Origin of the sequence: Myxococcus sp. SDU36 (genome assembly GCF_030168875.1) — a bacterium.
In the GTDB taxonomy this organism is placed as follows: domain Bacteria; phylum Myxococcota; class Myxococcia; order Myxococcales; family Myxococcaceae; genus Myxococcus; species Myxococcus vastator.
Window position 1 is genome coordinate 3,898,270 of the sequence record NZ_CP077414.1, and the last position, 24,279, is coordinate 3,922,548.

Here is a 24,279-nt window from a genome sequence, read left to right on the forward strand (position 1 = left end):
CGAACGGTGCGCCCGCGCGTGTGCGTTAGGATGGCGTGCATGTCCGGCGCCATTGACTCCATCCTCGCGCTCCAGGAGCGGCTGAAGCACGAGACGAAGCTCCCACTCCGGTCCGTGTCGCTGACACCGGTGGCCACCCAGGACCTCCACAGGTTGGAGGCCGCGGTGGGCGCGTTGCTTCCCCCGCCCTACCTCGACTTCGTCTCCCGGCACGGCCTGCTGTCCGCGGTGGACTGGCAGGGACACGACCGGGCCCGGATGTTGAATCCCACCGAGTTGCTGGAGGCGCTCCAGTGGTCCAGGGAGACCATCGAGGAGGGCTGCTTCGGCGACAACGAGGATGAGCTGGAGGCCGCCATCCTCGAGAAGAAGCTCCGCGAGCGGCTCATCCCCTTCCAGTACGTCGCCGCCACGAACGTGAGCGACTACTACTACTTCGACACGGGGCTGCGTCGCGACACCGGGCCGCTCATCTTCCCGGCGCGCCACGACGACTTCGAGCTGGCGACGTGGCTGCTGGACGAAGCGCCCGACGTCTCGGGCTGCACCTTCGACTTCGACGAGCACCTGCGCTGGGTCCTCCGGGAGGGCCTGGAGGAGAAGGACTGGGGGCGCTGACTCAGACGCGGCGGCGCAGCTCCTCCACCTCGGCGCGCAGCAGCCAGTCGTCCGGGAAGTCCGTTGCGGCCGCGGCAATCTGGCTCAGCCGCTCCGGCTTCACGGCGTGCGTCTCCCGCATCTTCCGGACCTCGCGGTAGAGCGCGGCCAGCGCCGGGTGCAGCGCCAGGGCCTTGCGCGTGCGGGCCTTCTCCTCGCCGTCGCCCGCCGCGAAGGCGCTCAGCTCGCCGTACCAGCAATCCCACGTCTCCGGGTCCGAAGGCCCGCCCGCCACCGAGGACAGGTGCGTGCTGACAAAGAGCTTCGCCACCGCGGGCAGCGCCAGCTCGCGCCCCGCCAGCCGGCCGCGCAGCGCCAGCACCTGACCGCCGTCCGTGGCGAAGCCCTCCAGCTCCAGCCCGCTCTCCAGCGACAGCTTGAAGGGCCCGCGCTCCGGCAGCGCCCCCGCGCCGAACGCCACCAGCGCCGGCCCGCTCCACGGCTTGTCGTCCAGGGAGCGTCCGCCACGCGAAGCCATGATGGGCCCCTCCATGCAGACGAGCGCGGTGCCCAGGCCCGGCGCCACCGCGCGCGGCGCGGCCAGCAGCTCCAGCACCCGGCCCGTCACCTCGCGGCCATCCGCCAGCACCAGGTGGTTGACGGTCCGCGCGCGCAGCGCCTCCGTCAGGCCGAAGTCGCCGCCCCGCTTCCACGAAAGCGTGGACTCGAACTCCGCCAGCACCTCGAACAGGTGCTCGAAGTCCCGCGCCACGAAGAGCTGCGGCTGCATGCGGGTGATGTCGTAGTCCATGTCCGCGCAGGCCACGCTCAGCGGCAGCTTCTTCACCGCCGGCGTCAGGCAGTGCTGCGCCTCGCCAATGCTGGACAGCAGCCCCGCGCCGTAGATGCGCGGCGACGCCACGCTCCCGATGAGGCCGTACTCCGCCGTCCACCAGTACAGGCGGCTGGCCCGGGTGCTCTCACTGACGTAGCGGCGGCTCGCGCTGGCGGCCTCCAGCCGGGTTTGCGCGTGCGCCGCTTCCTCCTCGCTGGCGTCCGGGTCCTCCTTCACCACCGACAGGTTCCGGATGGCCTCGAAGACGGCCTGGTCCTCCACGCTGGCAATGGCCTTGAACCCCACCAGCCCGCACGCCTTGAGGTACTCCGCGTAGCGGCGGTTGGCGATGATGGGCGCGTGCCCGGCGCTCTCATGGACGATGTCCGGCGCCGGCGTGTATTCGATGTGCTCGTGGGTGCGGATGTCCGCGGCAATCGCCAGGACGCCCATCGCCTGGAGCTCCGTGAAGACGGCGGGCGGAATGAAGCCGCGCACCCCCACACAGGCCCACCCCAGGCCCGCGAGCTTGTCATTCATCTCATCCAGACTGGGGATGCACTCCGAGCCGATGCCCGTGGCCTCCAGGCCCTCCAGGTAGACGGGGTGCGCCTTGTCCGCCAGGTGGCCCCTCAGGGAGCCCAGGATGTTCCGCCAGACGGCCTGGTCCCGCGACGTGTACGCCGCGTAGTCCTGGCCCACCACGTAGCGACGCAGATGCGCAGGCAGGCGAGCAATCGTCCGTTCCGTGGAAGTCGTCATCGTTCACCCCGGGCAGAATCTTCTAGTCTTTGAAGATATCCCTTCTTCGGTCGAACGGAAATCCGACATAAATCGACATCTTCGTCGTTTTAGCGTCGAACTAGCCTGACGGGCGGCGAAGTCCGTCCAGCACCAGACGGGCGCCGGGGCTGAGCGCGCCGGAGGGCCACAAGGCGACCACCTCCACGGCCTGGGGCTCCTCTTCCAAAAGGGGCCACGCGTGGAGGTCTGGCGGAAACGGGTGCATGGGGCGCAGGTCCGGAGTGATGGCGCAGGCGCGGAACGCGCGCAGCAGCTCATAGAGGAGGAGGAAGCTCTCCGCGCGCCCCACCTCCTCCACCGTCACGCCGTGGGCGGCGAAGCGGGCGCTGTTGGCGCCGCCGTAGGGGTCATCGCGCAGCCAGTCCACGAAGCGCTGCCCCTCCAGGTCCTTCACGCGCAGCGACTTGCGGGCCGCGGCCTGCCGCGTGAGCGCGTTGTCCGGCCCGGCGAGCACCACGAAGGACATGCGCAGCAGCGACTCCGACTCCACGCCTTCATGGGTGGGCAGGGGCGTGAAGTCGAGCGCCAGGTCGAGCTGCCGCGTCTGCACCTGGCGCGTCAGCTCATGGGGCCCGCCGAAGCTGAGCACCAGCTTGAGGTCCGCGGCGGCGGCGTCCCGCGCCACGTCGCCCACCAGGGACAAGGACAGCGTCGGGTTGAGGCCCAGGCGCACCACGGGCTCGGCGCTGGCCAGGTCACGCAGCCGCTTCATGTCCAGTTGATGCAGCGGCGTCTGGGTGCCCGCGAAGAGCCGCTCCCCCCGAGCGGTGAGCTGCAGGCGACGTCCGGGCCCGCGCTCCAACAACGGTGCGCCATCCGCCAGCGCCAGCTCCAGCGCGCGGACGTGCTCGCTCACCACCGAGCGCGCCACGCCCAGGTGCTCGGCGGCGGCCTCGATGCTGCCCGCCTCCACGGCGGCGGCGAAGGACTCCAACCAGACCAGATGCCGGACGAGCTTGCGCGGAGGCATGCGCGGCATCCTCGCACGCCGCCATCAGCGGGACGCGCCGCCGAACTTCATTGAGGCTTGCGAAATTCCGGTATCCAGAATATCTGCACCGCCCAATGTCACGGATGTCTGACGCGGCGTCCACCGCGGTCGCCAATTCTCTTCAGCGCTTCGAAGCAGCGCGGCCCTACCTGAGCACCGCGCTGACGTGGTGCCTGCTCCACGGGCTCGTCGCCTTGATGTACTTCGGCGGCGCGCTGCGGGTGGCCGTGGAGCGGCTGGCGCCGGGGCTGCGTCCCCTCCTGCTCGCGGGGAGCTTCGCCCAGGCGCTGTTCCTGGGGCTGGTGGCCTTCGTTGGAACCCTGCCCCTGGCGTTGCTGCTCGGGCACCGCTACCGCTTCGCGCTCCCGTTGCTGACGGCGGTGGGCGGCGTGCTGCTCGGGCTGGACGCCTTGGTGCTCGACTCGCTGGGCTTCCACATCAACGGCCTGGTGCTGGCGGTGGCGCTCCAGCCGCACGCCCTGGCGGAGACGGGGCTGTCTTCTTCGGAGCTGGCGCTGCTGGCCGCGGCGATGGTCGCCACCCTCACGCTCGACACGGCGGCGGGCATCTGGTTCCTGCGCCGGGGCTTTGGCCCTCGCCGGGTGGCGCGCACGGTGGTGATGATGGCGGCCCTTTGCACCACCGAGCGACTGGTCAGCGCGTCCCTCGTCTTCGCCCATGGCGGCGCCGTTCAGCACGCCACCACCACCCTGCCCCTCCAGGCACCGGTGCGGATGAACACCTTCCTCACGCGCGTCACCGGCAAGGCGCCCGCGTCCGGCCTGCGCCTGGGCGTGAGCCCCGAGGCGGGCGTGCCCGCGGCGAGCATCGACCCGGCGTCGGTGCGCTTCACCCGCCGTCCCGACATCGTCGTCGTGCTGGTGGAGAGCCTGCGTGACGACTTCTTCACCGCCGACGTCATGCCGAACCTGTGGCGCAGGGCGCGGAGCGGCACGCGCTTCCTTCATCACCACAGCGCGGCCAGCTCCACGGACTACTCGCTGTTCAGCATGTTCTTCGGGCTGGAGGCCCAGCGCCGCAATGCCGTGGTGGGCGCGGGCCGCGCGCCCCTCCTCTTCCCCGCCCTGGCCCACAACGGCTACCAGCAGTCCTTCTTCGCCGCGTCCTCCGTGGACTGGATGGGCCTCAAGGACACCGTCTTCCGAGACGTGAAGGGAGGCCTGCGCACGGACTACACGGGCCGCAGCCACGCGCGGGACGAGGCCATGGTCCGCGACGCGCTGGCGGCCGTGGAGGCCACGCCCCAGGACACGCCATTGTTCCTGTTCGTGTTCTTCGCCGGCACGCACTTCGACTACGACTACCCGCCGCGCTCCGCCGTCTTCTCGCCCGCATGGAATGGCAAGGGCGGGCTCTCCACGGCGCGCGTGCCCCCCGAGCATCTCAAGGCCCGCGCGTGGAACGCGGCCTACGAGGTGGACACCAAGGTCGAGGAGCTGCTGGCGCGCATCGAGTCTCTGCGCGGCACGCGTCCGCTGATTCTCTTCACCGGCGACCATGGCGAGGAGTTCCGCGAGCACGGCCGCGTGGGCCATGCCAGCGACGTGACGGCCTCCCAGCTCCACGTGCCCATGCTCGTGTTCGACGAGCAGCTTCCCGTGGGCCAGGTCAACGCCGTCACCGGCCACATCGACGTGGTCTCCACGCTCTTCGACCTGCTGGGAGACACGCACAGCCCGGCGATGCTGGGTGACGGCATCCCCATGACGAGACCGGACCCGCGGCGCTACCTCCTCACCACCGTGGGCTGGGAGGCGCGCTACGCGCTCATCAGCCAGGAGCTGAAGGTCCACTTCGGCGCGGGGCGGCCCGGCACCGTCATCACCGACCTGAGGGACCGGCCCCTGGCCGATGGCAAGGAGCGCCTCGCGGCCGAGGCCCCGCACATCCTCCGCCGGTTGAGAGGGACGTCGGAGACGACGCTTCCCGATGCCGCCACGGCCACGGACATGCACTGACGGCGCCTCGTCACAGGCCCCGGGGCGGCGCTCGCACGCGCCGCTTCAGAACCGGAGCTTCACACCCAGGGCGAGCGTGAAGAGTTCGACATTCACCGTGGCGGGATTGCGGACGAACTGCACCAGCCGGTAGTCGGTGGCGACGAGCTCGAAGTACCCCTCCACGAGCCGCAGGTTCAGCGCCTCCACCGGGCGCCCCGCGCTGGCCCCCAGCAACAGCGCGGGGCGGAGGGCGGTGCGGAACCAGTAGTAGCCCCGCTCGTAGCGGCTGGGCAGGCCCGCGAAGTAGTCGTCGCCCACCGTGTAGCTGAGCATCGCGCCCACCATGAGCGGGCGGACGGCCCACCCCGCCGCGGCGAGCCGGAAGGGCCGCCACTGCCCCTTCAGCGTGAAGGTGAGGAAGTCCTCCCCCGCCAACGCGGGCGGCGCCCAGCCCACCAGCAGCGCGGTCTCCACGGTGTCGTCGCGAAAGCTCCAGCCCGGCCCCGCGGAGAGAAAGCCGATGGAGCCCGCGAGCTGCATCGCCGCATGGTCGGGCACGTACCAGGGTGACGCCTCGTGCGCCGGCGCCGACCGGGCCTCCCGCGCCGCCAACAGCAACGCCGCCAGCAGCGAGGCTCGGAGCCCCCCGTGCGCGGCCATCAGAAGGTGGCCCTCCGCACCTGCACCGAGGCGCCATCGACGTCCACCCAGAGGTAGCTCCGGCCCTTCATCGAATCGGTGGTGACGTACCGGACACCGTGCGCCTGGACGTCGTGGTACTGGTGGACGTGGCCGTGGAAGGAGATGGCGACGCCCTGCTTCTGCTGCAGCTTCACCAGGGGCTCGACGAGCGCATCGTCAAAGTCCCCGTTCCCAGGAGGCACGTGGGAGAAGGTGAAGGTGTTGTGCACCGCGGGCTCCGGCGCGAGCGCCGTCTTCAGCCACTGCAGGTCCGGGATGTCGCCCGGGAAGCCGTACTCGCGGGAGTTGGAGTCGAAGAAGACGAAGCGGGTGCCCGAATACGTGAAGGAGAAGGACTCCGGCCCGAAGGTGCGCCGGTAGAGCTTCTGCCCCATGCCCAGCGCGTCATGGTTGCCCATGACCACGAAGAACGGGACCTTCAAGCGGGACAGCAGCTCGACGCCCCACTCGTACTCCTGCGTGCTGCCGAACTCCGTCAGGTCGCCCATCTGCACCACGAAGTCGACGCCGCGCTGCTCCAGGTCCCGCATCGCCGCCGCGGAGTCATCCAGGAACAACTGCATGTCGCCCACCACCGCGAAGCGAAAGGCCTGCTTCGGTTCCGCTCCGAGCAGCCGCTCCAATGAGCGGGCATGCAAGTCCCGGTGGGTCCCCCGGAGCTCATAGGGGTGGAACTCGAAGGCGCCACAGCCCGCGCACACCAGCAGCAATGTCACCCAGACGCGCACGCACGCACGCTAACGTCGGCCTCCATATGCTTCCACGGAATGCGCCGCCGGGTTTCGGAGCGCGCGGCGACAAGGAGCAGCCATTCTCACGCGCCATATGAACGGGACTCGGGATGCCACCGGCGCCCACCTCGCCTCGCGTGTGACGGCGGTGTCGTGAGCGCACCTCTGTCGACATTGGAGCTGCTGCGGTGGGCGGCTGGAAAGCCCTCCGGGAGCACGCAGGAAGACCTCGCTGCGCTGTGCGCGCGCGTGGACGTCATGCACACCGTCAGGGACGTGCTGCGCTCAGGCACACCTGCCGAGAAGATGACGGCCTTGCGTGCGCTTCGGGAGCTGGCCACGCCTGATGCGTTTGGGCTGGCCCGGCTCGCGCTGCATGACGAAGCGGCGCCGGTTCGGGCCATGGCGGCTCGGGCGCTGGCCCGTTCGCGGGACGACACGGACTGGCAGGGCCTCCAGGAAGCCCTGAACGCTGCCGAGCCCTCCGTGCAGCTCGCCGTCATGGACTCGCTCGCGAGGATGGACCCGGCGGCCGCGGGCGCCCTCTTCCGCGAGCGCTTCGAACGTGCGCCGGAGGAGGAGAAGCGAAGCGCGCTCGCCACCGCGCAGCGCCTGCGGCTCCCTGAAGCCGAGTCCCTGGCCCGCCTGGGCCTGGCCTCCTCGGAGGCCACCACCAGAGCCGCTGCCGTGGCCCTGCTCGCGCGGGAAGGCGAGGCGACGGATGGACTCCTCGTGCAGGCCCTCATGGATGCCGCCGACGTTGTGCGGCTCGAAGCCCTCCGCGCGCTGTCCCGCCGTCCGCGGGTTCCCGCCAGCGTCTTCGTGCCGCTGCTTTCCGCGGCGTCCACGGCGCAGGTCCGGGAACAGGCACTCCAGGCACTCGTCCTGCGTGGAGACGCGAGCGCGTGCGACCCCGTTGTCCGGCTCCTGGAGGCGCCCGAGTCGTCACTCCGGAGACGTGCCATCCTCGCCACCGGGGAGCTCGGCTGCATCGGAGCGACGGACTCACTGCTGGAGATGCTGGCCCGGACGCGAGACGAGGATGAACGGGCCGACCTCGTCACCGCGCTGGGCAGACTCGGTGGACACGAGGCCTGGGAGGCCCTTCGCAAGGAGCTGTCGGGCGCGGCCCCGCGAGTTCGACGCGCCGCTGTCTCGGCCTGGGCCTCGGATGCCGCGCCCCAGGACGCAACCCCTGTGCTGATGGCGCGACTGCGCGACGAGCCCGACGCCGAGGTGCGGATGGCCATCGCCCTGGCCCTGGCGAACAGCAGCCAACAAGTGGGCCACCGCGCCCTTCTGCTCGCGCTTGAGGACGCAGCGCCCGAGGTCCGGCGGATGGCCGTGCGAACCCTGGGCCGCGACGCCAGCCCAGAGGCCCTTCAAGCCCTGCGCGCCCATCAAGCCACCGAACGGGATTCAGCGGTCCTGCGGGAGCTCGCCACGGCGCTCGAACAACAGCAGGGCGCAGCAGAGAACCTCACGCAAGCGGCCTCCCCCGCCGAGCGCCACCTCTTCGACCCGGCGCGGACAGGCCAGAGCGTGGCCGAGTGGCTGACGTCCCCCGAACGCCACCCCGCCACGGAGCGCGTCTACTTCTACGAAGGCGGACACCTGGAGCACCTGGACACCGCCAGCCGCCTCCACGTCTTCCAGTACACCGCCATCGGAGACCACCTCCACATCCGCCCCGAGGGCGCGCCCGAGCGAAGCACGGCCTTCACCGTCACCCCCGCGCCACCCGCCTCCAACGACGTGCCGCGCTCCTTCCGCCTGGAGCTGACCCGGGACGTCCTCACGGGCGCGGACGCGCCACGGACCCTGTACTTCAGGCAGCCCACCGAAGCGGACTCAGGGAGGGGCGACAGCCACTGACGCAACACGGCCGCTACGCCGCGGCGGACCGGGCACCCTCCCAGTCCTCGACCTCGTAGAGGAACTTCGAGCCGCCCATCAGCTTCCGGTTGGCCGAGGTGCTCTGCACGAAGACGACGTACTTCTCCAGGCTGGCGGGCCGGATGCGGACCGTCTCCCCGGGCGGCAGTCCGAGCATCTCCCGGGCCCGCTCCCCGCTGTAGAGGTCACCCGTCTTGCGGTCCATGAGCACCACCTCCTTCCGGCCCTGGATGGTCTCCGTCTTGGTGAACTCGTAGAAGCCCCGCCCCGTCTTGAAGCCCAGGCCGTTCTCCTGAACGAAGTCCTTGATGGGTTGGGTCCGGTCCACATCCAGCACCTGGAAGCGGCCCGGAGGCACCGCGCGCAGGTCCGCCTCGCCATGGAGGGGCGGCGCCGTGCGCTGGAGCATGGTGCTGAACATCACATCGAGGCCGCGGCTCATGCGGCCCTCGCGCGCAACTTCCTGCTCAAACGACTGGAGCTGCGCGTCCGAGGACTGCTTGTAGCAGACGGCCAGCAGCAGGTCGGTGACGTGGGCGAACTGGTCCAGGCTCAGGTGGAAGCCGCCCGACTTCTCCGCCAGCTCCTTGTAGAAGGCCGTCGCGTGGCGGCGCGCCAGGGCTTGCACGCCATACACCGGCACGCCCATCCGCCCCAGCGCGGCCACCTCCTTGCGCCAATCCAACTGGTGGGGATTCCGCGAAGGCCCGTGGGGCACGTCGTCACCAATCAATACCAGCGCCCGCGTGTACCCGACCGTCCAGGACAGGCTTTGCGCCTGCCGCAGCACGAACTCGTAGCATTCGGGCGCGTCGCCCCCGCCCGTCTGCTCCACGCGGTCCACGAAGCGGACGACGGCGCCCTCGTCGTCCGTCAGGTCCAGCAGCTTGGTGACATACGTGGAGCCCGCGTCGCAGTAGTCCCCGTGAGCGATGATGCCGATGCGGATGCCCGGAATCTCCTTCATCAACCGGGACACCGTGCCCCGCAGCTTCTTCCGCACCTGCGCCAGGCACGGATACATGCTGCCGGTGGTGTCAAAGCTGAAGACGACTTCGACGCGGTTATCAATGACTGACGTGCTCATTCCGGTGCCCCCTCGTGACCGCCGACAAAGGCAAATCTACGCGCCGGGTCTGACATGAAACGGGCCTGGAACCGGGGGAATGGACGGGCCTTCGTCGACCCGTCGTCACGCAATCGCACCTGCCGCTTGCCCTGGACGCCGCGCGACCGCAGCATGCGTGCCCATCGTGTCCGCCACCGCCGAGCCCCCATCCCCGCATCGTACGTACACCGAGCGCCGCGCCGCCGCGCAGGCGGAGCTGACCGCCCTGGACCGCGTGAGCGCCCGCTACGCCAATTTACGAACACTCGCCTTCCTGGCCGCGGCCGGCTTCGCGGGCTTCGTGCTGGCGGGGCGTCTGCCCAAGGTGTGGTGGTGGGCCAGCGCCGCCGCGCTGGTGCTCTACGGCGTGCTCGCCATCCTCCACCACCAGGTCTTCCGCCGCGAAGCCCGAGCGAAGCTGTACGTGACGCTCAACGAGCGCGGACTGGCGCGACTGGGGCCCGGCTGGCACGACTTCACCGAGCGCGGGGAGCGCTTCCTGTCCCCCAGCCACCTGTACACCCCGGACCTGGACGTCTTCGGCCAGGGAAGCCTCTTCCAGCTCCTCAACGAGACGGCCACGCGCGCCGGAGAGGAGCGGCTGGCGGCGTGGCTCTCCACCCCCGCTTCCGCCCCGGAGGTCGAAGCCAGACAGGGCGCCGCGCGTGAGCTGGCGCCCAACCTGGACTTCCGTCAGGACCTCTGCGTGGATGCGCGGGACGCCTCGCGCGAGAAGGCGGACCCGGCGCTGTTCATCCAGTGGGCGGAGCTGGGGCCGCAGCTGAACGCCATCCGCTGGGCGAAGCCGGTGGCGGTGGTGCTGCCCCTGGTGACGCTGGCCGTCTACGTCCTGGGCAAGCTCGAGGTGCTGCCGGAGTCCGCCTTCTGGGTGGGGCTTGCGGCGCAGCTGGGCGTGGCCGTCATCACCCGCCGCCCGTTGAGGGTCATGGACGAGGGCGTGGAGGTGGGTGAGCGCGGCTTCGTGCGCTACGCCCCCATCTTCGAGCGCGTGGAGGCCCAGCGCTTCGAGCACCCGCGCCTGAAGACGCTGCAGTCCGGCCTCCAGCAGCCCGGCCAGCCGCCCGTGTCCGAGCACTTCAAGCGCTTCAGCCGGCTGTTCTCCTTCATCGAGTTCAAGCGCCACCAGTTCCACCCCCTGATTCACTGGCTCACGCTCTGGGACATCCACGCGCACTTCGCGCTGGAGCGCTGGCGCGAGGCCCACGGCAAGCAGCTGCGTCAGTGGTTCGAGGCCCTGGCCGAGCTGGAGGCCCTGTCCTGCGTCGCGGGACTCGCGCATGACCGGCCGGACTTCACCTGGCCCGTCATGGCCGCCAGTGGCCCGTGCGTGGAGGCCACGGCGCTGGGCCACCCGCTGCTGGACGCGCCGGTCCCCAACGACGTGTCCCTGCCCGGCCCCCGGCACGCGCTGCTCATCACCGGCTCCAACATGAGCGGCAAGACGACGCTGATGCGCGCGGTGGGCGCCAACGTGGTGCTGGCGTTGGCCGGCGCGCCGGTGAGCGCGACGCGCTTCCGTCTGTCACCGCTCCAGACGCTCACCAGCATGCGGGTGAAGGACTCGCTGGAGCGCGGCGTCTCCTATTTCTACGCGGAGGTGCAGCGAATCAAAGCGGTGCTGGACGCGGCACAGGCCGCGCACGGGCAGGTGCTGTTCCTCCTGGACGAAATCCTCCTGGGGACGAACACCCGCGAGCGGCAGATTGCCTCGCGCGAGGTGCTGCGCCTGCTGCTGGGCACCGGCGCCATTGGCGCGGTGACGACGCATGACTTGTCCCTGGCGGTGCTCGCGGACGAGCCGGGCGCGCACGTCGTCAACGTCCACTTCCGGGACCACCTGGAGGCCGGGAAGATGCTGTTCGACTACAAGCTGCGCCAGGGCGTGGTGGACACCACCAACGCCCTGCGCGTGCTGCGCCTGGCGGGCGTCCCCGTGGACGACCCGGACGAAGCCGCGGCGGCGCGCTGAGCCCGCAACGACGCGGGCCCCGGGGTTTCCCCCGAGGCCCGCGCTTGAAGCAGCGGCTCACGCCGAAGCGGTGACTACCTGGGCGCCTCGATGAGGGCCGCGAAGCCCATGCCGCCGCCGATGCACATGGAGACGACGCCGTAGCGGCCGTTGCGGCGCTTCAGCTCGCGCAGGATGGTGGCCACCATGCGCGCGCCGGAGACGCCCAGCGGGTGACCCAGGGCGATGGCGCCGCCGTTGGGGTTCACCTTGTCGGCGGGGATGCCCAGCTCGCGCACGCAGTACAGCGCCTGCGCGCCGAAGGCCTCGTTCAGCTCGAAGACGTCGATGTCCTCGACCTTGAGCTTGTTCTTCTCCAGCAGCTTGCGGACGGCGGGAACCGGGCCAATGCCCATGATTTCCGGGGGCACGCCCGCCACCGCGGCGTCCACGAAGTAGCCCAGCGGCTTGACGCCCAGCTCCTTCGCCTTGGCCTCGCTCATCACCACCGCGGCGGCGGCGCCGTCCGTCAGCGGCGACGCGTTGCCGGCCGTCACCACGCCCTTGGGGTTGAAGGCCGGGCGCAGCTTGGCCAGGCCCTCCTGCGTCGTCTCAGGGCGGAGGATGGTGTCCACGGTGACGGTGACTTCCTTCGCCGCGCCGTCGTCGTCGTAGTACGTCGTGGTGACGGGGACGATCTCCTCGTTGAACTTGCCCTGCTCGCGCGCGGTGGCGGCGCGGCGCTGGCTCTCGGCGGCGAACTTGTCCGAGTCCTCACGCGACACGCCGTAGCGCGACGCGATGTTCTCCGCGGTGGCGCCCATGGAGGTGTAGATCTCCGGCAGGCGCTCCATGGCCTCGGGGTTGGCGCTCGCCTTGTTGCCGCCCATGGGGACCATCGTCATGGACTCGGTGCCACCACCGATGCCCACGTCGTACATCCCCGCCTGGATGGCCTGGGCCACCTGGGCGATGGCCTGCGAACCGGAGGAACAGAACCGGTTGATGGTCATCGCGGGCACCGTGACGGGCAGGCCCGCCAGCAGCGTGGCCACGCGGGCCACGTTCATGCCCTGCTCGGCCTCCGGCATGGCACAGCCCAGGACGACGTCACCGATGTCCTCCGGCTTCAGGCCGGGGACCTGGGCAACGGCCTCCTTGATGGCGACAGCGGCCAGGGTATCCGGCCGGGTGTCCTTGAACTCTCCCTTGTGGGCGCGGGTGAAGGGCGTGCGGACCGCGCTGGCAATCACGACTCGACCAGCCATTTTGATGTCTCCTTGCCCGGGGGGCACCCGGGCAGTCAGCGAATCTCAGGTTCAGTAGCCTATGGATACTGGCCGGCCGTCAGTTCCGCAGCGGCTTGCCCTTCTCGATCATGTGCTGCAGGCGGTCCTGGGTCTTCTCCTCGCCGCACAGGCTCAGGAAGGCCTCCGCCTCCAGCTCCAGCAAGCGCTCTTCCGTCACCAGCAGCGACGGGCTGGTGTTGCCACCCGTGAGCACGGTCGCCAGCTTCTTGGCGATCTTCCGGTCGTGCGCGCTCACCTGGCCGTTGAGCTCCATGTCGTAGAGCATCATGTCGATGGTGGCCGCGCCGCTCACGCCCGGCAGGCGGAAGCGCGAGGGACGGGGCGCCTTGAAGCCGGCGTCCGCCATGCCCAGCACGCGGGCCTTCGCGTCGGACAGCAGGAAGTCCCGGTTGGCGCTGATGCCGTCCGCCTGCGTCAGGAAGCCGCTCTCACGGGCCTCCTCGGCGCTGGTGGCGACCTTCGCCATGCCGATGGTGAGGAAGATCTTCTTCAGGAAGGGGAAGAAGTCGAAGTCCTTGTCCGTGCCGAAGGGGCCGTACACGTTGCGCAAGAGCTGCATGTTGCCGCCGCCGCCCGGGATGAGGCCCACGCCCACCTCCACCAGGCCCATGTACAGCTCGGCGCTGGCCTGGATGGCGTTGCCGCCCATCGTCACCTCGGCGCCGCCGCCGAGCGTGAGGTTGAAGGGCGCCGTCACCACCGGCACCGGGCTGTAGCGCATGCGCTGATTGACGGCCTGGAAGCCCGTCACCAGCTTGCGGATGGACTCGAACTCGCCGCTCTTGGCCGCCCACAGCAGCGCCACGATGTTCGCGCCCGCGGAGAAGTTGGAGCCGTCGTTCCCGATGACGAGCCCCTTGTGGTTCTTCTCCGTCTCGTCCAGCGCGGTGTTCATCATCTCGATGATCTGGTCATCGATGGAGTTCATCTTCGTGTGGAACTCCAGCAGCGTCGCGCCGTCGCCCAGGTCCCACAGCGTGGCCCCGTCGTTGCCGGCGATCTTCTTGTTGCCGCGCTTGAGGTACTCCACGCGCTGCGTGCGGGCGTTCTCCGGCACCACCTTCACGGACTTGGACGGGATGTCCCAGTACGTGTCCTTGCCCTTCTCCACGCCGTAGAAGGACGTGCGGCCCGCGGCCAGCATCTGCTCCACCCACGCGGCCGGCTTCAGGCCCAGGGCCTTCATCCGCTCCACGCCCTTCTTCACGCCGTAGGCGTCCCAGACCTCGAAGGGCCCCAAATCCCAACCGAAGCCCCAGCGCACGCCGCGGTCCACGTTGACCACGTCGTCGGCGATCTCCGGGATGCGGCGGCTGGTGTAGGCCAGCACGTCCAGGGTGACGCTCTCGGCGAACTTCGCCGCCTTGTCCTCGGCGTTCATCACCGAGGCCACGCGCTCGCGCACGTCCTCGATGTCCCGCGCGGCGCCCAGTGAGTCGTAGCGCACCTTCGCCTGCGGCCGGTACTCCAGCGACTTCAGGTCGAGCGCGAGGATCTCCTTGCCCTGCTTCTTGTAGAAGCCGCCGCCGCTCTTGTCGCCCAGCATGTTCTTCTCCACCATCTTCTGGAGAAACGCCGGGCTGGCGAACACGTCACGCTCTTCGTCGTGCGTCAGCGTGTCGTAGCAGTTCTTCGCCACGTGGGTGAACGTGTCCAGGCCCACGATGTCCGCGGTGCGGAAGACGGCGGACTTGGGGCGGCCCATGGCCGGTCCGAAAATCTTGTCCACCTCTTCGATGGACAGCTCCGCCTTGTCCATGGCGGCGATGGTCCGCATCATCCCGTACACGCCAATGCGGTTCGCGATGAAGTTGGTCGTGTCCTTGCCGTAGACGATGCCCTTGCCCAGCACCTCTTCGCCGAAGCGGTGCAGCGTCTTCAGCACCTCCGGGTCCGTGTCCTTGCCGGCCACCAACTCCAGCAGCTTCATGTAGCGGACGGGGTTGAAGAAGTGCGTGACGAGGAAGTTCTTCTTGAAGTCCGCGCCGCGGCCCTCGGTCATGCCCACAATCGACATGCCGGAGGTGTTGGACGAGATGATGGTGCCCGGACGGGCGAGCTTCTCCACCTTGGCGAACAGGTCCTGCTTGATCTTCAGGTCCTCCTTCACCACCTCCACCACCCAGTCGCACTCGGCGATGCGGTGCAGGTCGTCCTCGAAGTTGCCCACCTCGATGTTGGTGAACACCTCCGCGGAGACGATGGGGCTGGGCTTCTGCTTGCGCAGGTTGGCCAGCGCGCCCTGGGCAAACTTGTTGCGAAACGCCTTCGAGGAGGTGTCCTCGCCCGGCGCGGCCTTGGGCGGAACGATGTCCAGGAGGAGCGCACGCACGCCCGAGTTGGCCAGGTGCGCGGCGATGCCGCTGCCCATTACTCCGGCGCCCAGCACAGCCACTTTTCGGATCCGCGTCGTCATGTGGGAAAGGCTCCCTGTTGGGAAGGAGGGGACTGCACAAATGTAGGCGATTGACCCGAAAGTCAATCGGTTCGGATGGCCAGGGCGCTCGCCACCAGAGGACAAGCCGACTAGAAACCGGCCCTCCATGGCGCGCCTCGACCCGCACTCGTACAACGACAGCACGCAGCCTGAGACGGAAACCCTGGACTGGAGGGCCCGCGTCGATTTCAAGACGCAGCGGCTCCACGCGGAGGTCACCCACACCCTCAAGGAAGCCTCGGCCGGGCCGCTGGACCTGGATACCCGGGATTTGGAAATCCGTGACGTCGTCGACGCCGCGGGTCGTCCCTTGCCCTACATCCTCGCCCCTTCCGAGCCGATTCTCGGCAGTCGGCTGCGCATCGAGCTGCCGGTGGGGCTGCGGCAGTTCACGGTGCGCTACCGCACGGCGCCGCACGCCAGCGCGCTCCAGTGGCTGACGCCCCCCCAGACGGCCGGGGGGCAGCACCCCTTCCTCTACAGTCAGTGCCAGGCCATCCACGCCCGAAGCGTGGTGCCGCTCCAGGACACGCCGCGCATCCGCATCCGCTATACGGCGGCGCTGCGGATTCCCAAGGCGCTCAAGGCCGTCATGGCCGCCAGCTTCCTGCGGCGCGAGGAGCACGGCGTGGAGGCGGAGGAGCACTATGAGATGCCCCAGCCGGTGCCGCCCTACCTGCTCGCCTTCGCGGTGGGCAGCCTGGCGCCGAAGGAGTTGGGGCCGCGCTCGCGCGTGTGGGCGGAGCCGGAGTTGCTGGAGGAGGCGGCGGAGGAGTTCTCCGGCGTGGACGACATGCTGCGCGCCGCCGAGTCGCTCTTCGGTCCCTATGACTGGGAGCGGTTCGATTTGCTCACCATGCCGCCCTCGTTCCCCTACGGCGGCATGGAGAACCCGCGCCTGACGTTCCTCACGCCCACGCTCATCACCGGGGACAAGAGCCTGGTCAACGTGGTGGCGCACGAGCTGGCGCACTCGTGGACGGGCAACCTGGTGACGAACGCCTCCGCCGAGCACTTCTGGCTCAACGAGGGCTTCACCGTCTTCGCCGAGCGCCGCATCCTGGAGGCCCTGGCCGGTCCGGAAGTGTCGGCGCTGCACGGCGCGCTGGGCCGCCGCGCGCTGGACTCCGCGCTGCAGCACTTCCGCGCGCACCCGCAGCTCACGTCGCTGCGCACGCACCTGGCCGGCGTGGACCCGGACGAGGCCTTCTCCCAGATTCCCTACGAGAAGGGCTACCTGCTGCTGCGCGCCATGGAGGACGCGGCCGGGCGGCCCGCCTTCGACGAGTTCCTCCGCCGCTACCTGGCCACCTACCGCTTCCGCGCGCTCACCACCGAGGAGTTCGTCGCCTTCGCGGAGAAGGAGCTGCCCGGGGTGCTGACGAAGGTGGACGCGGAGGCGTACCTGCACCGTCCCGGCGTGCCCCCGGGGGCGCCGTCACCGCGCTCGCTGCGCCTGGAGACCCTGGACGCGCTGCGCGGCAAGGTGCCCACGTCGGAGCAGGCGAAGGACTGGACGCCGGCCGAGTGGCAGCTCTACCTGGAGTCACTGCCCCAGCAGACGCCGCGGGACGTCTTCCAGCAGCTCGACGCGCGCTTCAGCCTCACCCAGAGCCGCAACTCGGAGGTGCTGGTGGCGTGGCTGGTGTCGGCGCTGCGCGCGGGCTGGGAGCCGGCCGTGGCCCGCACCGAGACGTTCCTCGGCGAGGTGGGCCGGATGAAGTACCTCAAGCCGCTGTACGGGGTGCTCTCCGCGTCGCACGCGCACCGGAGCCTGGCGCGCGCTCTCTTCAAGAAGCACGGGGAGCGCTACCACCCCATCGCCCGTCAGGGCGTGGAGCTCATCCTGTCGCGCGCCTGAGCGCGCGCGAGGCGGGACACACGCTACTTCGACGCCGCCGCGCGCAGGCGCTTCTCCGACAGGGCGAGGTAGTTCTCGTCCATGTCGATGCCCACGTAGCGGTGGCCCAGCTTGAGGGCCGCCACGCCCGAGGTGCCGCTGCCGTTGAAGGGGTCCAGCACCAGCGCGTCCGGGGGGCAGCTCGCCTCCAGGATGCGCTCCAGCAGCGCCACCGGCTTCTGCGTGGGGTGGCTGCCGAAGGCCTTCTCCTCGCCGCCGCGCGGGACGGCGAGCGTCCACAGCCGGCCCTCGCCGTCCGCCGTCAGCTCGGCGTCACCAGAGGGCGGCAGCGCCCAGGCGTCGCGCATCTGCTTGCCGCCGTTCTCCGCCTTCATGCGCGCGTAGTTGAACGTGTGCTGCAGCTTGCCGCCGGACTTCGGCGAGGCCCAGATGAGCAGCTCCGTGGAGTGCGTGAAGTAGCGGCACGCCAGGTTGGGGCTCGCGTTGGGCTTGAACCAGGTGACGGTGTTGAGCAGCTTGTAGCCGAGCTTCTGCATCGCGAAGCCGACGTTGAAGATGACGTGCTGGGTGCCGCTCACCCACAGCGTGCCGGTGGGCTTGAGCAGGCGCTGGCAGGCCGCGAGCCACTCGGTGGTGAACTGGTGGTCCTCCTCCACGCCGCGCGACACGTCCCAGCCGCCCTTGGCCACCGAGACGCGCTTGCCGCCCTTGCACGTGGTGCCGCCGTTGGAGAGGAAGTACGGCGGGTCGGCGAAAATCATGTCGAACGTCTGGGGCTCGAACTGCGACATCAGCGCCAGGCTGTCGCCGTGCAGCAGCGTATAGGCCTCCCCTTTCGCGTAGACGCTCTCGTTGAGCGAACGGCGGACGACTTTCAGGGAAGGGGCTGCTGCAGCGTGCGCGGACATCTCGCCTCCGTCGGACTCTTCGTCGTGGACGCGGCGGACTGTGCGGTCGCTTCGGTGCTACGTCTAATTTCTGGCCTGTAGCACCCTGAAACTTGACGGGTGATTCAGGCCGTAGAAGCGCCGCGAGCAGGGCGGGAGCGCCTCGCTTGGAGGCCCTCCGACACCCTGCTCGACGGGGACTGCCTGGACTGTGGCGGGGCCCATGAGAGGCCCTTCGCGGCCTACGCCTTCTTGGCGGAGGTGGGCGACGCGCCGTACTTCTTGCGGAAGCGGTCGATGCGGCCGGCCGTGTCCACGAGCTTGTACTTACCCGTGAAGAAGGGGTGGCAGTTCGAGCAGATTTCCACCGAGAACGAGCCGCGGGTGGACTTCGTCTCCACGCTGTGGCCGCACGCGCAGGTCACGCGTGCCGGAGGGTAGACGGGATGGATGTCGGACTTCATGGCGCTCTCCAGTATGCCTTGCCCCCACCCGCCCGCGGGTAGGAGGTCCGGCGCTGAGGGATGGCCGGCGCTTATAATGGCGCTTGGGCCGCTTCACAAGGCCAGCACGACTCAATGGGCCGCCGAGCCGGGGGGCTCGACGCGCTCCACCCATTTCTGGACGGCCGGATCCGCCGGGACGTCACTGCCGAGCTGGATGTACGACAATAGATGCGTGCGCCCGGCGTCCGTTGCGCCGCCGGACAGCTCTTTCTCATAGGCCGCTCGCGTGGCCTCCAGGCGGGCAATCGTCTCCTCCAGGGGCCGCTGCTCCGCCGGAGCCCGCGTGCCCGCGTGCCGCGCCTTCGCCCGGGTGAGGTTGCCTTCGAGCAGGCGCAACTGCTGCCGGGTGCGCTCCTGCACGGAGGCGTCGGCGAAGCGGCCCGTCCCCTCCAACTGGAGCACCAGCTTCGCCAGCTCGCGGCCCCGGGCCCCGGAGGGAATCACGGTGGCCTGAGCCTGCCGCTGGGCGATGCCCTGGCCCCGGCCTTCGTGGGATTGCACCACGAAGTCCACGCCCTCCACCTGGTCGGCCAACTGGAGCGCCTCCGCGTGGGGCACCGCCGCGAGCACCACCACCAGCGCCACCTTCGACTTCTCACGCAGGCGCTTCACCTCGGCGGCCACGGCGGGCTGCGCCGGCAGGCCCCGGACCTGCTCCTGGGCCTGTCCCGGAACGGCGAGCCCCACCGGCGTGGGTCTGGCCATGGCGGGAGAGACGCCCACCACGCCCACCTTCACGCCGCCCACCGTCGTCACCAACGAGGCGGGGAACAGCAGCTTGCCCTGGGCGTCCGCGAGGTTCGCCGACAGGAGCTTCAGCTTCGCCCGCCGTGTCTGCTTCCGGAGGAAGCCCACGCCGAGCCCGAGGTCCCTCGCGCCCACGGCCATGGCCGCGGTGCCCTGCGCGTCCATCTGCGACAGCACGAGCTCCGCGCGCGCCCGGGCATCCGGCGCCAGTGCGCTGTCCCGGCTCTTGAAGAGCGCATTGCCGGCGTCCAGCACGAGCACCGGCGCGCCCTGCTTGAGCTCCTTCTCAATCGCGACTTTTCGTCTGGCCAGACCGCCAGAGGGGTTGTGCCGTCAACCACAGGGGGCGACTTCGCCCCCATTGTCTCCGGTGAAGAGGAGGACGAGCTGCCTGGGCGCCGCGCCCGCCACCAGGGGCAGCAGGAGCAGCAGCGCCAGCGCGGCCAGGTTCACCGGACGCGGGCTCACTTCCTGGCCTTCTTGGCGGGCGCCGCCTTTTTGTCCATGTCGGCGAGGCGCGCCTTGGCCGTCTTCGCCTCGGCGGACTTCGGGTAGCTCTTGATGAGCTCCTCCAGCGCCAGCCGCGACTCCTCCTTCATCTTCAGCTGGGCGAAGCAGTCCGACGAGCGCAGGTACGACTCCGGCGCGGACTCCGCCTTCGGGAAGTCCTGCAGCACCTTGCCGTACTCGAAGAGGGCCTCGCGGCACTTGGACTCGGTGAAGTACGTCTCACCGAGGCCGAAGTGGGCGTCCCCCACCAGCGGGTCCTTGGACCACTTCTTCATGAACTCGTTGTAGAGCTGGCGCGCCAGCAGCACGTCGCCGGCCTGGGCCTTCTCCTTGGCGAGCGCCAGGAACGCCTTCTTGTCCGTGGGGCGCTTGAGCTCCTCGGCCTTCTTCTTCGCCTCGGCCTCCTTCAGCGCCGTCTCGCCCTGCATGGCGAGGAGCTTCTGGTCCTGCGCGGCCAGCGCCGTCTCCAGCTCGGTGATTTTGTGGAGGTACGTCTCCACCTGGCCACGAAGCTGGGCGAGGTCCTCGACCGTCTTCTGGAACTGCACGCCGATGTCCGCGTCCTTGCGGCGCGCCGCGGTGTCCAGCCCCTTGAGGGCCTTGGTGACCTCCGCGACCTTCTCGTCGATTTTCGGGAGCGTGGCGGCGAGCTGCTCGCGCGTCTCCTTCAGCTCCGTCTGAATCTGGGCGGAGTCGGTGCCGAGCCGGTCGACCTTCGCCTCGAGGGCGCGGCCGCGGTCAGCGGGATAGAAGCAACCAGGGAGGGCCAGCAGGGATATCAGCGCCAAGCTTCGCATCGGGCGCCATCTTAGGCGCAAACGCCCTGCCCGTCTGGACTTCTCTCGCCCCGTCCCAGCTCCCCACGGGCCTGCCCGGCTGGCCGGTCACCGCTTCCTGACGGAAAACTCCAGCCGTTCGGCAGCATGCGCGCAGGCCACCCGGAGGCGGTCGGGGTTGAGGAAGAAGGCCACGGGGCGTGAGCGGCCCGACTCCAGGGCCTGGAAGGCCCGGCGGTACTCGGAGGCCGCCTCGGCGGTGCGGCGGCACTGCTCCAGGAGCAGCCCGAGCAGGTACCGGGCGGCCGCGTGGTCCGGGTCCAGCGTCAGGCAGCGACGCAGGTCGCGCTCCGCCACGGCGTCGGAGACCCCCGAGGCGGCGCCATCCAGCACGCACGCGAAGAGGAGGTCCGCCTCCGCGCGGGCCTCCGGGCCGGGTTCGGGTGTGGTGACGACCGCGAGCCCCTGGTGGGCGTCGGGGCGGGCGCGCTCGGGGGGCGCGGTCGTGCCACGCGTCTTCGGAGGAGACGCAGCGCCGCTCCAGGAGTGCTGGGCAGGCGGCGCCTCGGAGGCCCCTTCCTCCGGCCGGACGTAGAAGAAGGCCTGCTCGCCGCGCTGCACCCGCAGCGTGGGCGGAACCCGGAGCAGCGGCTCGGACGCGGACAGCACCAACACGCCGCCGGGCGCCAGGCTCCGCGCGAGCGCCTCCACGGTGCGCTGGAAGGCCTCCTCGGTGAAGTAGATGAGGACGTTGCGGCAGAAGATGACGTCGAAGCCGCCTCCCCCTGGCGCCACCGGATACGGCGACTCCATCAGGTTGTGGCACTGGAAGCTCGCGCGCTCCCTCAGCGCGGGCGCCAGGGCTTCTCTCGCGCCGGACCGGACGAAGTACCTTGAGCGCAGCTCGGGTGGGACGCGGCGCAGCTGCTCCCGGCTGTAGGCCAGCCACCGCGCGCGGCGCAGGGTGTCCCCGGCGATGTCCGTCCCCAGCACCGTGCTGTCCGGGTCGGCCCCTGCCTCCGCGAGCAGGACGAGCAGCGTGGCCACCTCCTCGCCCGTGGCGCAGCCCGCGCTCCAGACGCGCAGGGGCCGCCGATTCCGCGTCACCAGGGGGGTGAGGACCTGCGCCCGGAACGCGGCGAGCTGCACCTCGTCGCGGAAGAGGTCCGTCTTGTTCACCACCACCGCGGCGATGAGGTCCTCCAGGTCCGTCACGCCCGACGGGGACTGGAGGAACATCAGGTACTGGTGCGGCGTGAGGCCCTGGCTGCGCGCCGCCAGCCGCTCATCCAGCCGGCGGACCTGGGGGCCACTCAGGGCCATCCCCGTCCGCGCCGACAGGAAGGCGCGCACTCCGGCCCATGGCGCGCCGTCAGCCACCCGGGCTCAGCGCCCCACCGCGAGGGACTCTCCCCGCGCCAGCCGCACCAACGTCGCCGCGACATCGTCACCGTGGATGAGGTGGTCCACCGCCTTGCGCTCCACCGCCGTGCCCGGCATGCCGAACACCACGCAGGACTCCTCGTTCTGCGCCACCGCCAGCCCACCCGCCTGTTTGATGGCCAGCAGCCCCTCCGCGCCGTCCGCGCCCATGCCCGTCAGCACCAGGCCCACCGCGCGCCGGCCATAGGTGCGGGCGGCGCTCTCCAGCAGCACCGTGCCGGACGGCATGTGCCCGTCCCGCTCCACGCCTGGCTTGAGCCCCACGCGCCCCCGGAAGGGGATGACGGTGTGCTGCCCCGGCGGAGCGATGAGGACGTGCCCCGGCATCAGCGGCTCTCCGTCCCGCGCCAGCCGCACCTTCAGCTTGCTGGCCCCGGCCAGCCACCCCGCCAGGGACTCCGCGAAGGCGGAGTTGATGTGCTGGACGATGACGATGGGCGCCGGGAAGTCCGCCGGCAGCTCCGACAGCATCTTGAAGAGCACCTGGGGCCCGCCCGTGCTCGCCGCCACCACCACCACGCCCATGGACACCGCTGGCAGCACCGACGTGGCCACCCGAGGCGGCAAGAGCGGGCCGCGCTGAGGCCGGCGCAGGTGGCGGATGACGCGCACCGAGGACAGCAGCCGGATTTCGCGGACCAGGTTCCACGCGTCCGGCCCGGCGTCGATGGCGGGCTTGATTTGCAGGGCGAGCGCCCCCAGCTCCAGCGCGCGGTACGTCAGCTCCGGCGCCTGCGAGCGCGGGTCGGCCGTGAGCACCAGGATGGGCGTGGGGCACTCGGCCATGATGTGCTCGGTGGCCGTGAGCCCGTCCATGACGGGCATGTCCACGTCCATGGTGATGACGTGGGGACGCAGCTCCCGGGTCATCTCCACGGCCTGCTTGCCGTCCGCGCAGGTGCCCACGACTTCGATATCGGGGTCCTTGCTCAGCGCCTCGCAGATGAGCTGTCGGCAGATGAGGGAGTCATCGACCACCAGCACCGACACTTTCTTGCCCATGCCCTGTCCATACCCCGTGCGCGAGCCCGGGAGTATAGCCAATGCGGAGGCCTGTCAGCCCAGCAGTCGCCGCCCCCCCTCCATCAGGTCCTGGCGCACCAGGCCGCCAACCCCCGCCGCCGGTCCTCCTCCCCCCCCACGGGTGGTGAGGATGACCACCGGGAGCCTCGAATGGACGGGGTGCCCCTTTGAGGCGCCGGGCCAGCTCCAGGACCTCCAGTGCCTCGGGGGTGGGCGCAACCGAGGGGGGGTGGACGTGGCAGGGCATTGCCATGGTGGGCGCTGGCGGTGAGGAAGGCTTCACCTCGTCATCCACCACCAGCACCCGGGCCATTGGCTTCATCCTCTCCCGGCCCGGCGGCCAGCATGCCCCGGCGCCTGTCTCATGTGGCCTCCCTGCCCCGCGCTGCGGGGAGCCGGACCTCGAAGGTGCTGCCCCGGCGCGGCTCGTCCACCAGGGCCACCGTGCTACTCCACCAGCCGTCGGCACAGGGCCAGCCCCAGCCCCGTCCCCTCGGTCCGCCCCGTCACGAAGACCTCGAAGAGGCGCTCGCGCAGCCCGGGCGGCCCCCCCGGCCCGTCGTCCTCCACCCGCCCCCGCACCCCACCCGCGTCCACCCCGGCCACCAGCCGCAGCTCCCCTTCGCCCAGGGACGCGCCGCTGCGCTCGCGCATCAGCTCTACGGTGCCGCGGATGACGCCCAGCGGGTTGCGGACCTCATGGGCGGCCATGGCGGCCAGCCGGGTCAGCGCCTCGCCCCGGGCCGGCTGGCCACCACCGTCCACGCCGTGTAGCCCACGCCCCCAGCCACCAGCAGCGCGCCGTCCAGGCGCGACACCCGGCCGTCCAGGCACATCAGCAGCAGCACCCCGGACACGCCCACCATCATGGGCGCTTCGCGCCAGACCAACTGCCGCACCACCACCAGCGGCGTCACCAACGCGGCCCCCCCGAGGATGAGCAGCACGTTGCAGATGTTGCTGCCCACCACGTTGCCCAGCGCCAGGTCCGGCTGCCCGCGCAGGCTCGCGGAGAGGGTCACCGCCAGCTCCGGCGAACTGGTGCCGAACGCCACCACCGTCAGCCCCACCACCAGCGGGGAGATGCCCGTCGCCAGGGCCAGGCTCGACGCGCCCCTCACCAGCAACTCCGCTCCGCCCACCAGCAACCCCAGCCCCACCACGAACAGCCCCCCCCTGCCACGC

General features: G+C 70.3%; 21 protein-coding genes. 5 read left to right on the forward strand and 16 right to left on the reverse strand.

The features are described 5' to 3' along the window. Positions 1-39: 39 nt before the first annotated feature. Positions 40-618 carry an SMI1/KNR4 family protein gene (locus KGD87_RS15260; RefSeq protein WP_284668143.1) on the forward strand — a complete coding sequence of 193 codons (579 nt, stop codon included), beginning with the start codon at positions 40-42 and terminating at the stop codon, positions 616-618. A gap of 1 nt (position 619) precedes the next feature. On the opposite strand, the gene KGD87_RS15265 is transcribed toward KGD87_RS15260, so the two are convergent. Both KGD87_RS15265 and KGD87_RS15270 read right to left on the reverse strand, forming a co-directional pair. Continuing rightward, complete coding sequence (locus KGD87_RS15265; protein WP_284668144.1) at positions 620-2,194, reverse strand: aromatic amino acid hydroxylase; 1,575 nt, start codon at positions 2,192-2,194, stop codon at positions 620-622. 100 nt (positions 2,195-2,294) lie between these two features. Further along, the gene (locus tag KGD87_RS15270) at positions 2,295-3,215 is read right to left on the reverse strand and encodes a LysR family transcriptional regulator (protein WP_284668145.1); all 921 of its coding nucleotides are present in this window, start codon (positions 3,213-3,215) and stop codon (positions 2,295-2,297) included. 95 nt (positions 3,216-3,310) lie between these two features. Between KGD87_RS15270 and KGD87_RS15275 the strand changes: the two genes are divergently transcribed. Then, complete coding sequence (locus KGD87_RS15275) at positions 3,311-5,206, forward strand: sulfatase-like hydrolase/transferase (protein ID WP_350102546.1); 1,896 nt, start codon at positions 3,311-3,313, stop codon at positions 5,204-5,206. Positions 5,207-5,251: 45 nt separating this feature from the next. Here the strand turns inward: KGD87_RS15275 and KGD87_RS15280 are convergent, their stop codons facing one another. Both KGD87_RS15280 and KGD87_RS15285 read right to left on the reverse strand, forming a co-directional pair. Further along, positions 5,252-5,848, reverse strand: coding sequence for a hypothetical protein (locus tag KGD87_RS15280; RefSeq protein WP_284668147.1), 597 nt, complete (start codon positions 5,846-5,848; stop codon positions 5,252-5,254). Next, positions 5,848-6,618, reverse strand: a complete 771-nt coding sequence (locus KGD87_RS15285; RefSeq protein ID WP_284668148.1) for a metallophosphoesterase family protein — start codon at positions 6,616-6,618, stop codon at positions 5,848-5,850. Before KGD87_RS15285 ends, KGD87_RS15280 begins: the two co-directional genes overlap by 1 nt. Before the next feature lie 156 nt (positions 6,619-6,774). Between KGD87_RS15285 and KGD87_RS15290 the strand changes: the two genes are divergently transcribed. Continuing rightward, on the forward strand, positions 6,775-8,496 hold the full coding sequence (locus KGD87_RS15290) for a HEAT repeat domain-containing protein (RefSeq protein WP_284668149.1): 1,722 nt from the start codon (positions 6,775-6,777) through the stop codon (positions 8,494-8,496). Positions 8,497-8,509: 13 nt separating this feature from the next. On the opposite strand, the gene KGD87_RS15295 is transcribed toward KGD87_RS15290, so the two are convergent. Next, positions 8,510-9,604: a vWA domain-containing protein gene (locus KGD87_RS15295; RefSeq protein ID WP_284668150.1), complete on the reverse strand. Its 1,095-nt coding sequence runs from the start codon at positions 9,602-9,604 to the stop codon at positions 8,510-8,512. Between the two features lie 79 nt (positions 9,605-9,683). Here KGD87_RS15295 and KGD87_RS15300 point away from each other — a divergent pair, with 79 nt between their 5' ends. Beyond that, positions 9,684-11,615, forward strand: a complete 1,932-nt coding sequence (locus KGD87_RS15300; RefSeq protein ID WP_502888026.1) for a MutS-related protein — start codon at positions 9,684-9,686, stop codon at positions 11,613-11,615. Between the two features lie 74 nt (positions 11,616-11,689). Here the strand turns inward: KGD87_RS15300 and KGD87_RS15305 are convergent, their stop codons facing one another. Both KGD87_RS15305 and KGD87_RS15310 read right to left on the reverse strand, forming a co-directional pair. Beyond that, positions 11,690-12,862: a thiolase family protein gene (locus KGD87_RS15305; RefSeq protein ID WP_284668151.1), complete on the reverse strand. Its 1,173-nt coding sequence runs from the start codon at positions 12,860-12,862 to the stop codon at positions 11,690-11,692. Positions 12,863-12,941: 79 nt separating this feature from the next. Continuing rightward, positions 12,942-15,320 (reverse strand): 3-hydroxyacyl-CoA dehydrogenase/enoyl-CoA hydratase family protein, encoded by a 2,379-nt coding sequence (locus KGD87_RS15310; protein ID WP_284668152.1) that lies wholly within the window; start codon positions 15,318-15,320, stop codon positions 12,942-12,944. A gap of 127 nt (positions 15,321-15,447) precedes the next feature. Between KGD87_RS15310 and KGD87_RS15315 the strand changes: the two genes are divergently transcribed. Then, entirely contained in the window at positions 15,448-17,202 is a 1,755-nt protein-coding gene (locus tag KGD87_RS15315) for a M1 family metallopeptidase (RefSeq protein ID WP_284668153.1), read from the forward strand. Positions 17,203-17,225: 23 nt separating this feature from the next. On the opposite strand, the gene KGD87_RS15320 is transcribed toward KGD87_RS15315, so the two are convergent. From KGD87_RS15320 to KGD87_RS15360, 9 genes are all read right to left on the reverse strand, one after another. Then, positions 17,226-18,110: a DNA-methyltransferase gene (locus KGD87_RS15320; protein WP_163781615.1), complete on the reverse strand. Its 885-nt coding sequence runs from the start codon at positions 18,108-18,110 to the stop codon at positions 17,226-17,228. A gap of 221 nt (positions 18,111-18,331) precedes the next feature. Further along, positions 18,332-18,553 carry a 50S ribosomal protein L31 gene (gene rpmE, locus KGD87_RS15325; RefSeq protein ID WP_163781613.1) on the reverse strand — a complete coding sequence of 74 codons (222 nt, stop codon included), beginning with the start codon at positions 18,551-18,553 and terminating at the stop codon, positions 18,332-18,334. 111 nt (positions 18,554-18,664) lie between these two features. Next, positions 18,665-19,603, reverse strand: coding sequence for a metallophosphoesterase family protein (locus KGD87_RS15330; RefSeq protein WP_284668154.1), 939 nt, complete (start codon positions 19,601-19,603; stop codon positions 18,665-18,667). Positions 19,604-19,675: 72 nt separating this feature from the next. After that, a complete protein-coding gene (locus tag KGD87_RS15335; protein WP_284668155.1) occupies positions 19,676-19,810 on the reverse strand; it encodes a hypothetical protein in 135 nt (44 codons plus the stop codon). Then, positions 19,807-20,649, reverse strand: a complete 843-nt coding sequence (locus KGD87_RS15340; RefSeq protein ID WP_284668156.1) for a tetratricopeptide repeat protein — start codon at positions 20,647-20,649, stop codon at positions 19,807-19,809. Before KGD87_RS15340 ends, KGD87_RS15335 begins: the two co-directional genes overlap by 4 nt. A gap of 87 nt (positions 20,650-20,736) precedes the next feature. Beyond that, a complete protein-coding gene (locus KGD87_RS15345; RefSeq protein WP_284668157.1) occupies positions 20,737-22,008 on the reverse strand; it encodes a CheR family methyltransferase in 1,272 nt (423 codons plus the stop codon). A 6-nt stretch (positions 22,009-22,014) separates the two neighbouring features. Then, entirely contained in the window at positions 22,015-23,073 is a 1,059-nt protein-coding gene (gene cheB, locus KGD87_RS15350; protein WP_284668158.1) for a chemotaxis-specific protein-glutamate methyltransferase CheB, read from the reverse strand. A 468-nt stretch (positions 23,074-23,541) separates the two neighbouring features. Then, entirely contained in the window at positions 23,542-23,859 is a 318-nt protein-coding gene (locus KGD87_RS15355; RefSeq protein WP_284668159.1) for an ATP-binding protein, read from the reverse strand. Next, a complete protein-coding gene (locus KGD87_RS15360; protein WP_284668160.1) occupies positions 23,820-24,257 on the reverse strand; it encodes a sodium:calcium antiporter in 438 nt (145 codons plus the stop codon). Before KGD87_RS15360 ends, KGD87_RS15355 begins: the two co-directional genes overlap by 40 nt. Positions 24,258-24,279 lie beyond the last annotated feature (22 nt).

What these genes read in the sequence shown, in the direction of transcription:
- KGD87_RS15315 (WP_284668153.1), top strand. Translation starts at nt 15,448, where the DNA reads ATGGCGCGCCTCGACCCGCACTCGTACAACGACAGCACGCAGCCTGAG.
- cheB (WP_284668158.1), bottom strand. Translation starts at nt 23,073, where the DNA reads ATGGGCAAGAAAGTGTCGGTGCTGGTGGTCGATGACTCCCTCATCTGC.
- KGD87_RS15320 (WP_163781615.1), bottom strand. Translation starts at nt 18,110, where the DNA reads ATGTCCGCGCACGCTGCAGCAGCCCCTTCCCTGAAAGTCGTCCGCCGT.
- KGD87_RS15260 (WP_284668143.1), top strand. Translation starts at nt 40, where the DNA reads ATGTCCGGCGCCATTGACTCCATCCTCGCGCTCCAGGAGCGGCTGAAG.
- KGD87_RS15305 (WP_284668151.1), bottom strand. Translation starts at nt 12,862, where the DNA reads ATGGCTGGTCGAGTCGTGATTGCCAGCGCGGTCCGCACGCCCTTCACC.
- KGD87_RS15265 (WP_284668144.1), bottom strand. Translation starts at nt 2,194, where the DNA reads ATGACGACTTCCACGGAACGGACGATTGCTCGCCTGCCTGCGCATCTG.
- rpmE (WP_163781613.1), bottom strand. Translation starts at nt 18,553, where the DNA reads ATGAAGTCCGACATCCATCCCGTCTACCCTCCGGCACGCGTGACCTGC.
- KGD87_RS15295 (WP_284668150.1), bottom strand. Translation starts at nt 9,604, where the DNA reads ATGAGCACGTCAGTCATTGATAACCGCGTCGAAGTCGTCTTCAGCTTT.
- KGD87_RS15300 (WP_502888026.1), top strand. Translation starts at nt 9,684, where the DNA reads ATGGACGGGCCTTCGTCGACCCGTCGTCACGCAATCGCACCTGCCGCT.
- KGD87_RS15280 (WP_284668147.1), bottom strand. Translation starts at nt 5,848, where the DNA reads ATGGCCGCGCACGGGGGGCTCCGAGCCTCGCTGCTGGCGGCGTTGCTG.
- KGD87_RS15270 (WP_284668145.1), bottom strand. Translation starts at nt 3,215, where the DNA reads ATGCCGCGCATGCCTCCGCGCAAGCTCGTCCGGCATCTGGTCTGGTTG.
- KGD87_RS15310 (WP_284668152.1), bottom strand. Translation starts at nt 15,320, where the DNA reads ATGACGACGCGGATCCGAAAAGTGGCTGTGCTGGGCGCCGGAGTAATG.
- KGD87_RS15275 (WP_350102546.1), top strand. Translation starts at nt 3,311, where the DNA reads ATGTCTGACGCGGCGTCCACCGCGGTCGCCAATTCTCTTCAGCGCTTC.
- KGD87_RS15340 (WP_284668156.1), bottom strand. Translation starts at nt 20,649, where the DNA reads ATGCGAAGCTTGGCGCTGATATCCCTGCTGGCCCTCCCTGGTTGCTTC.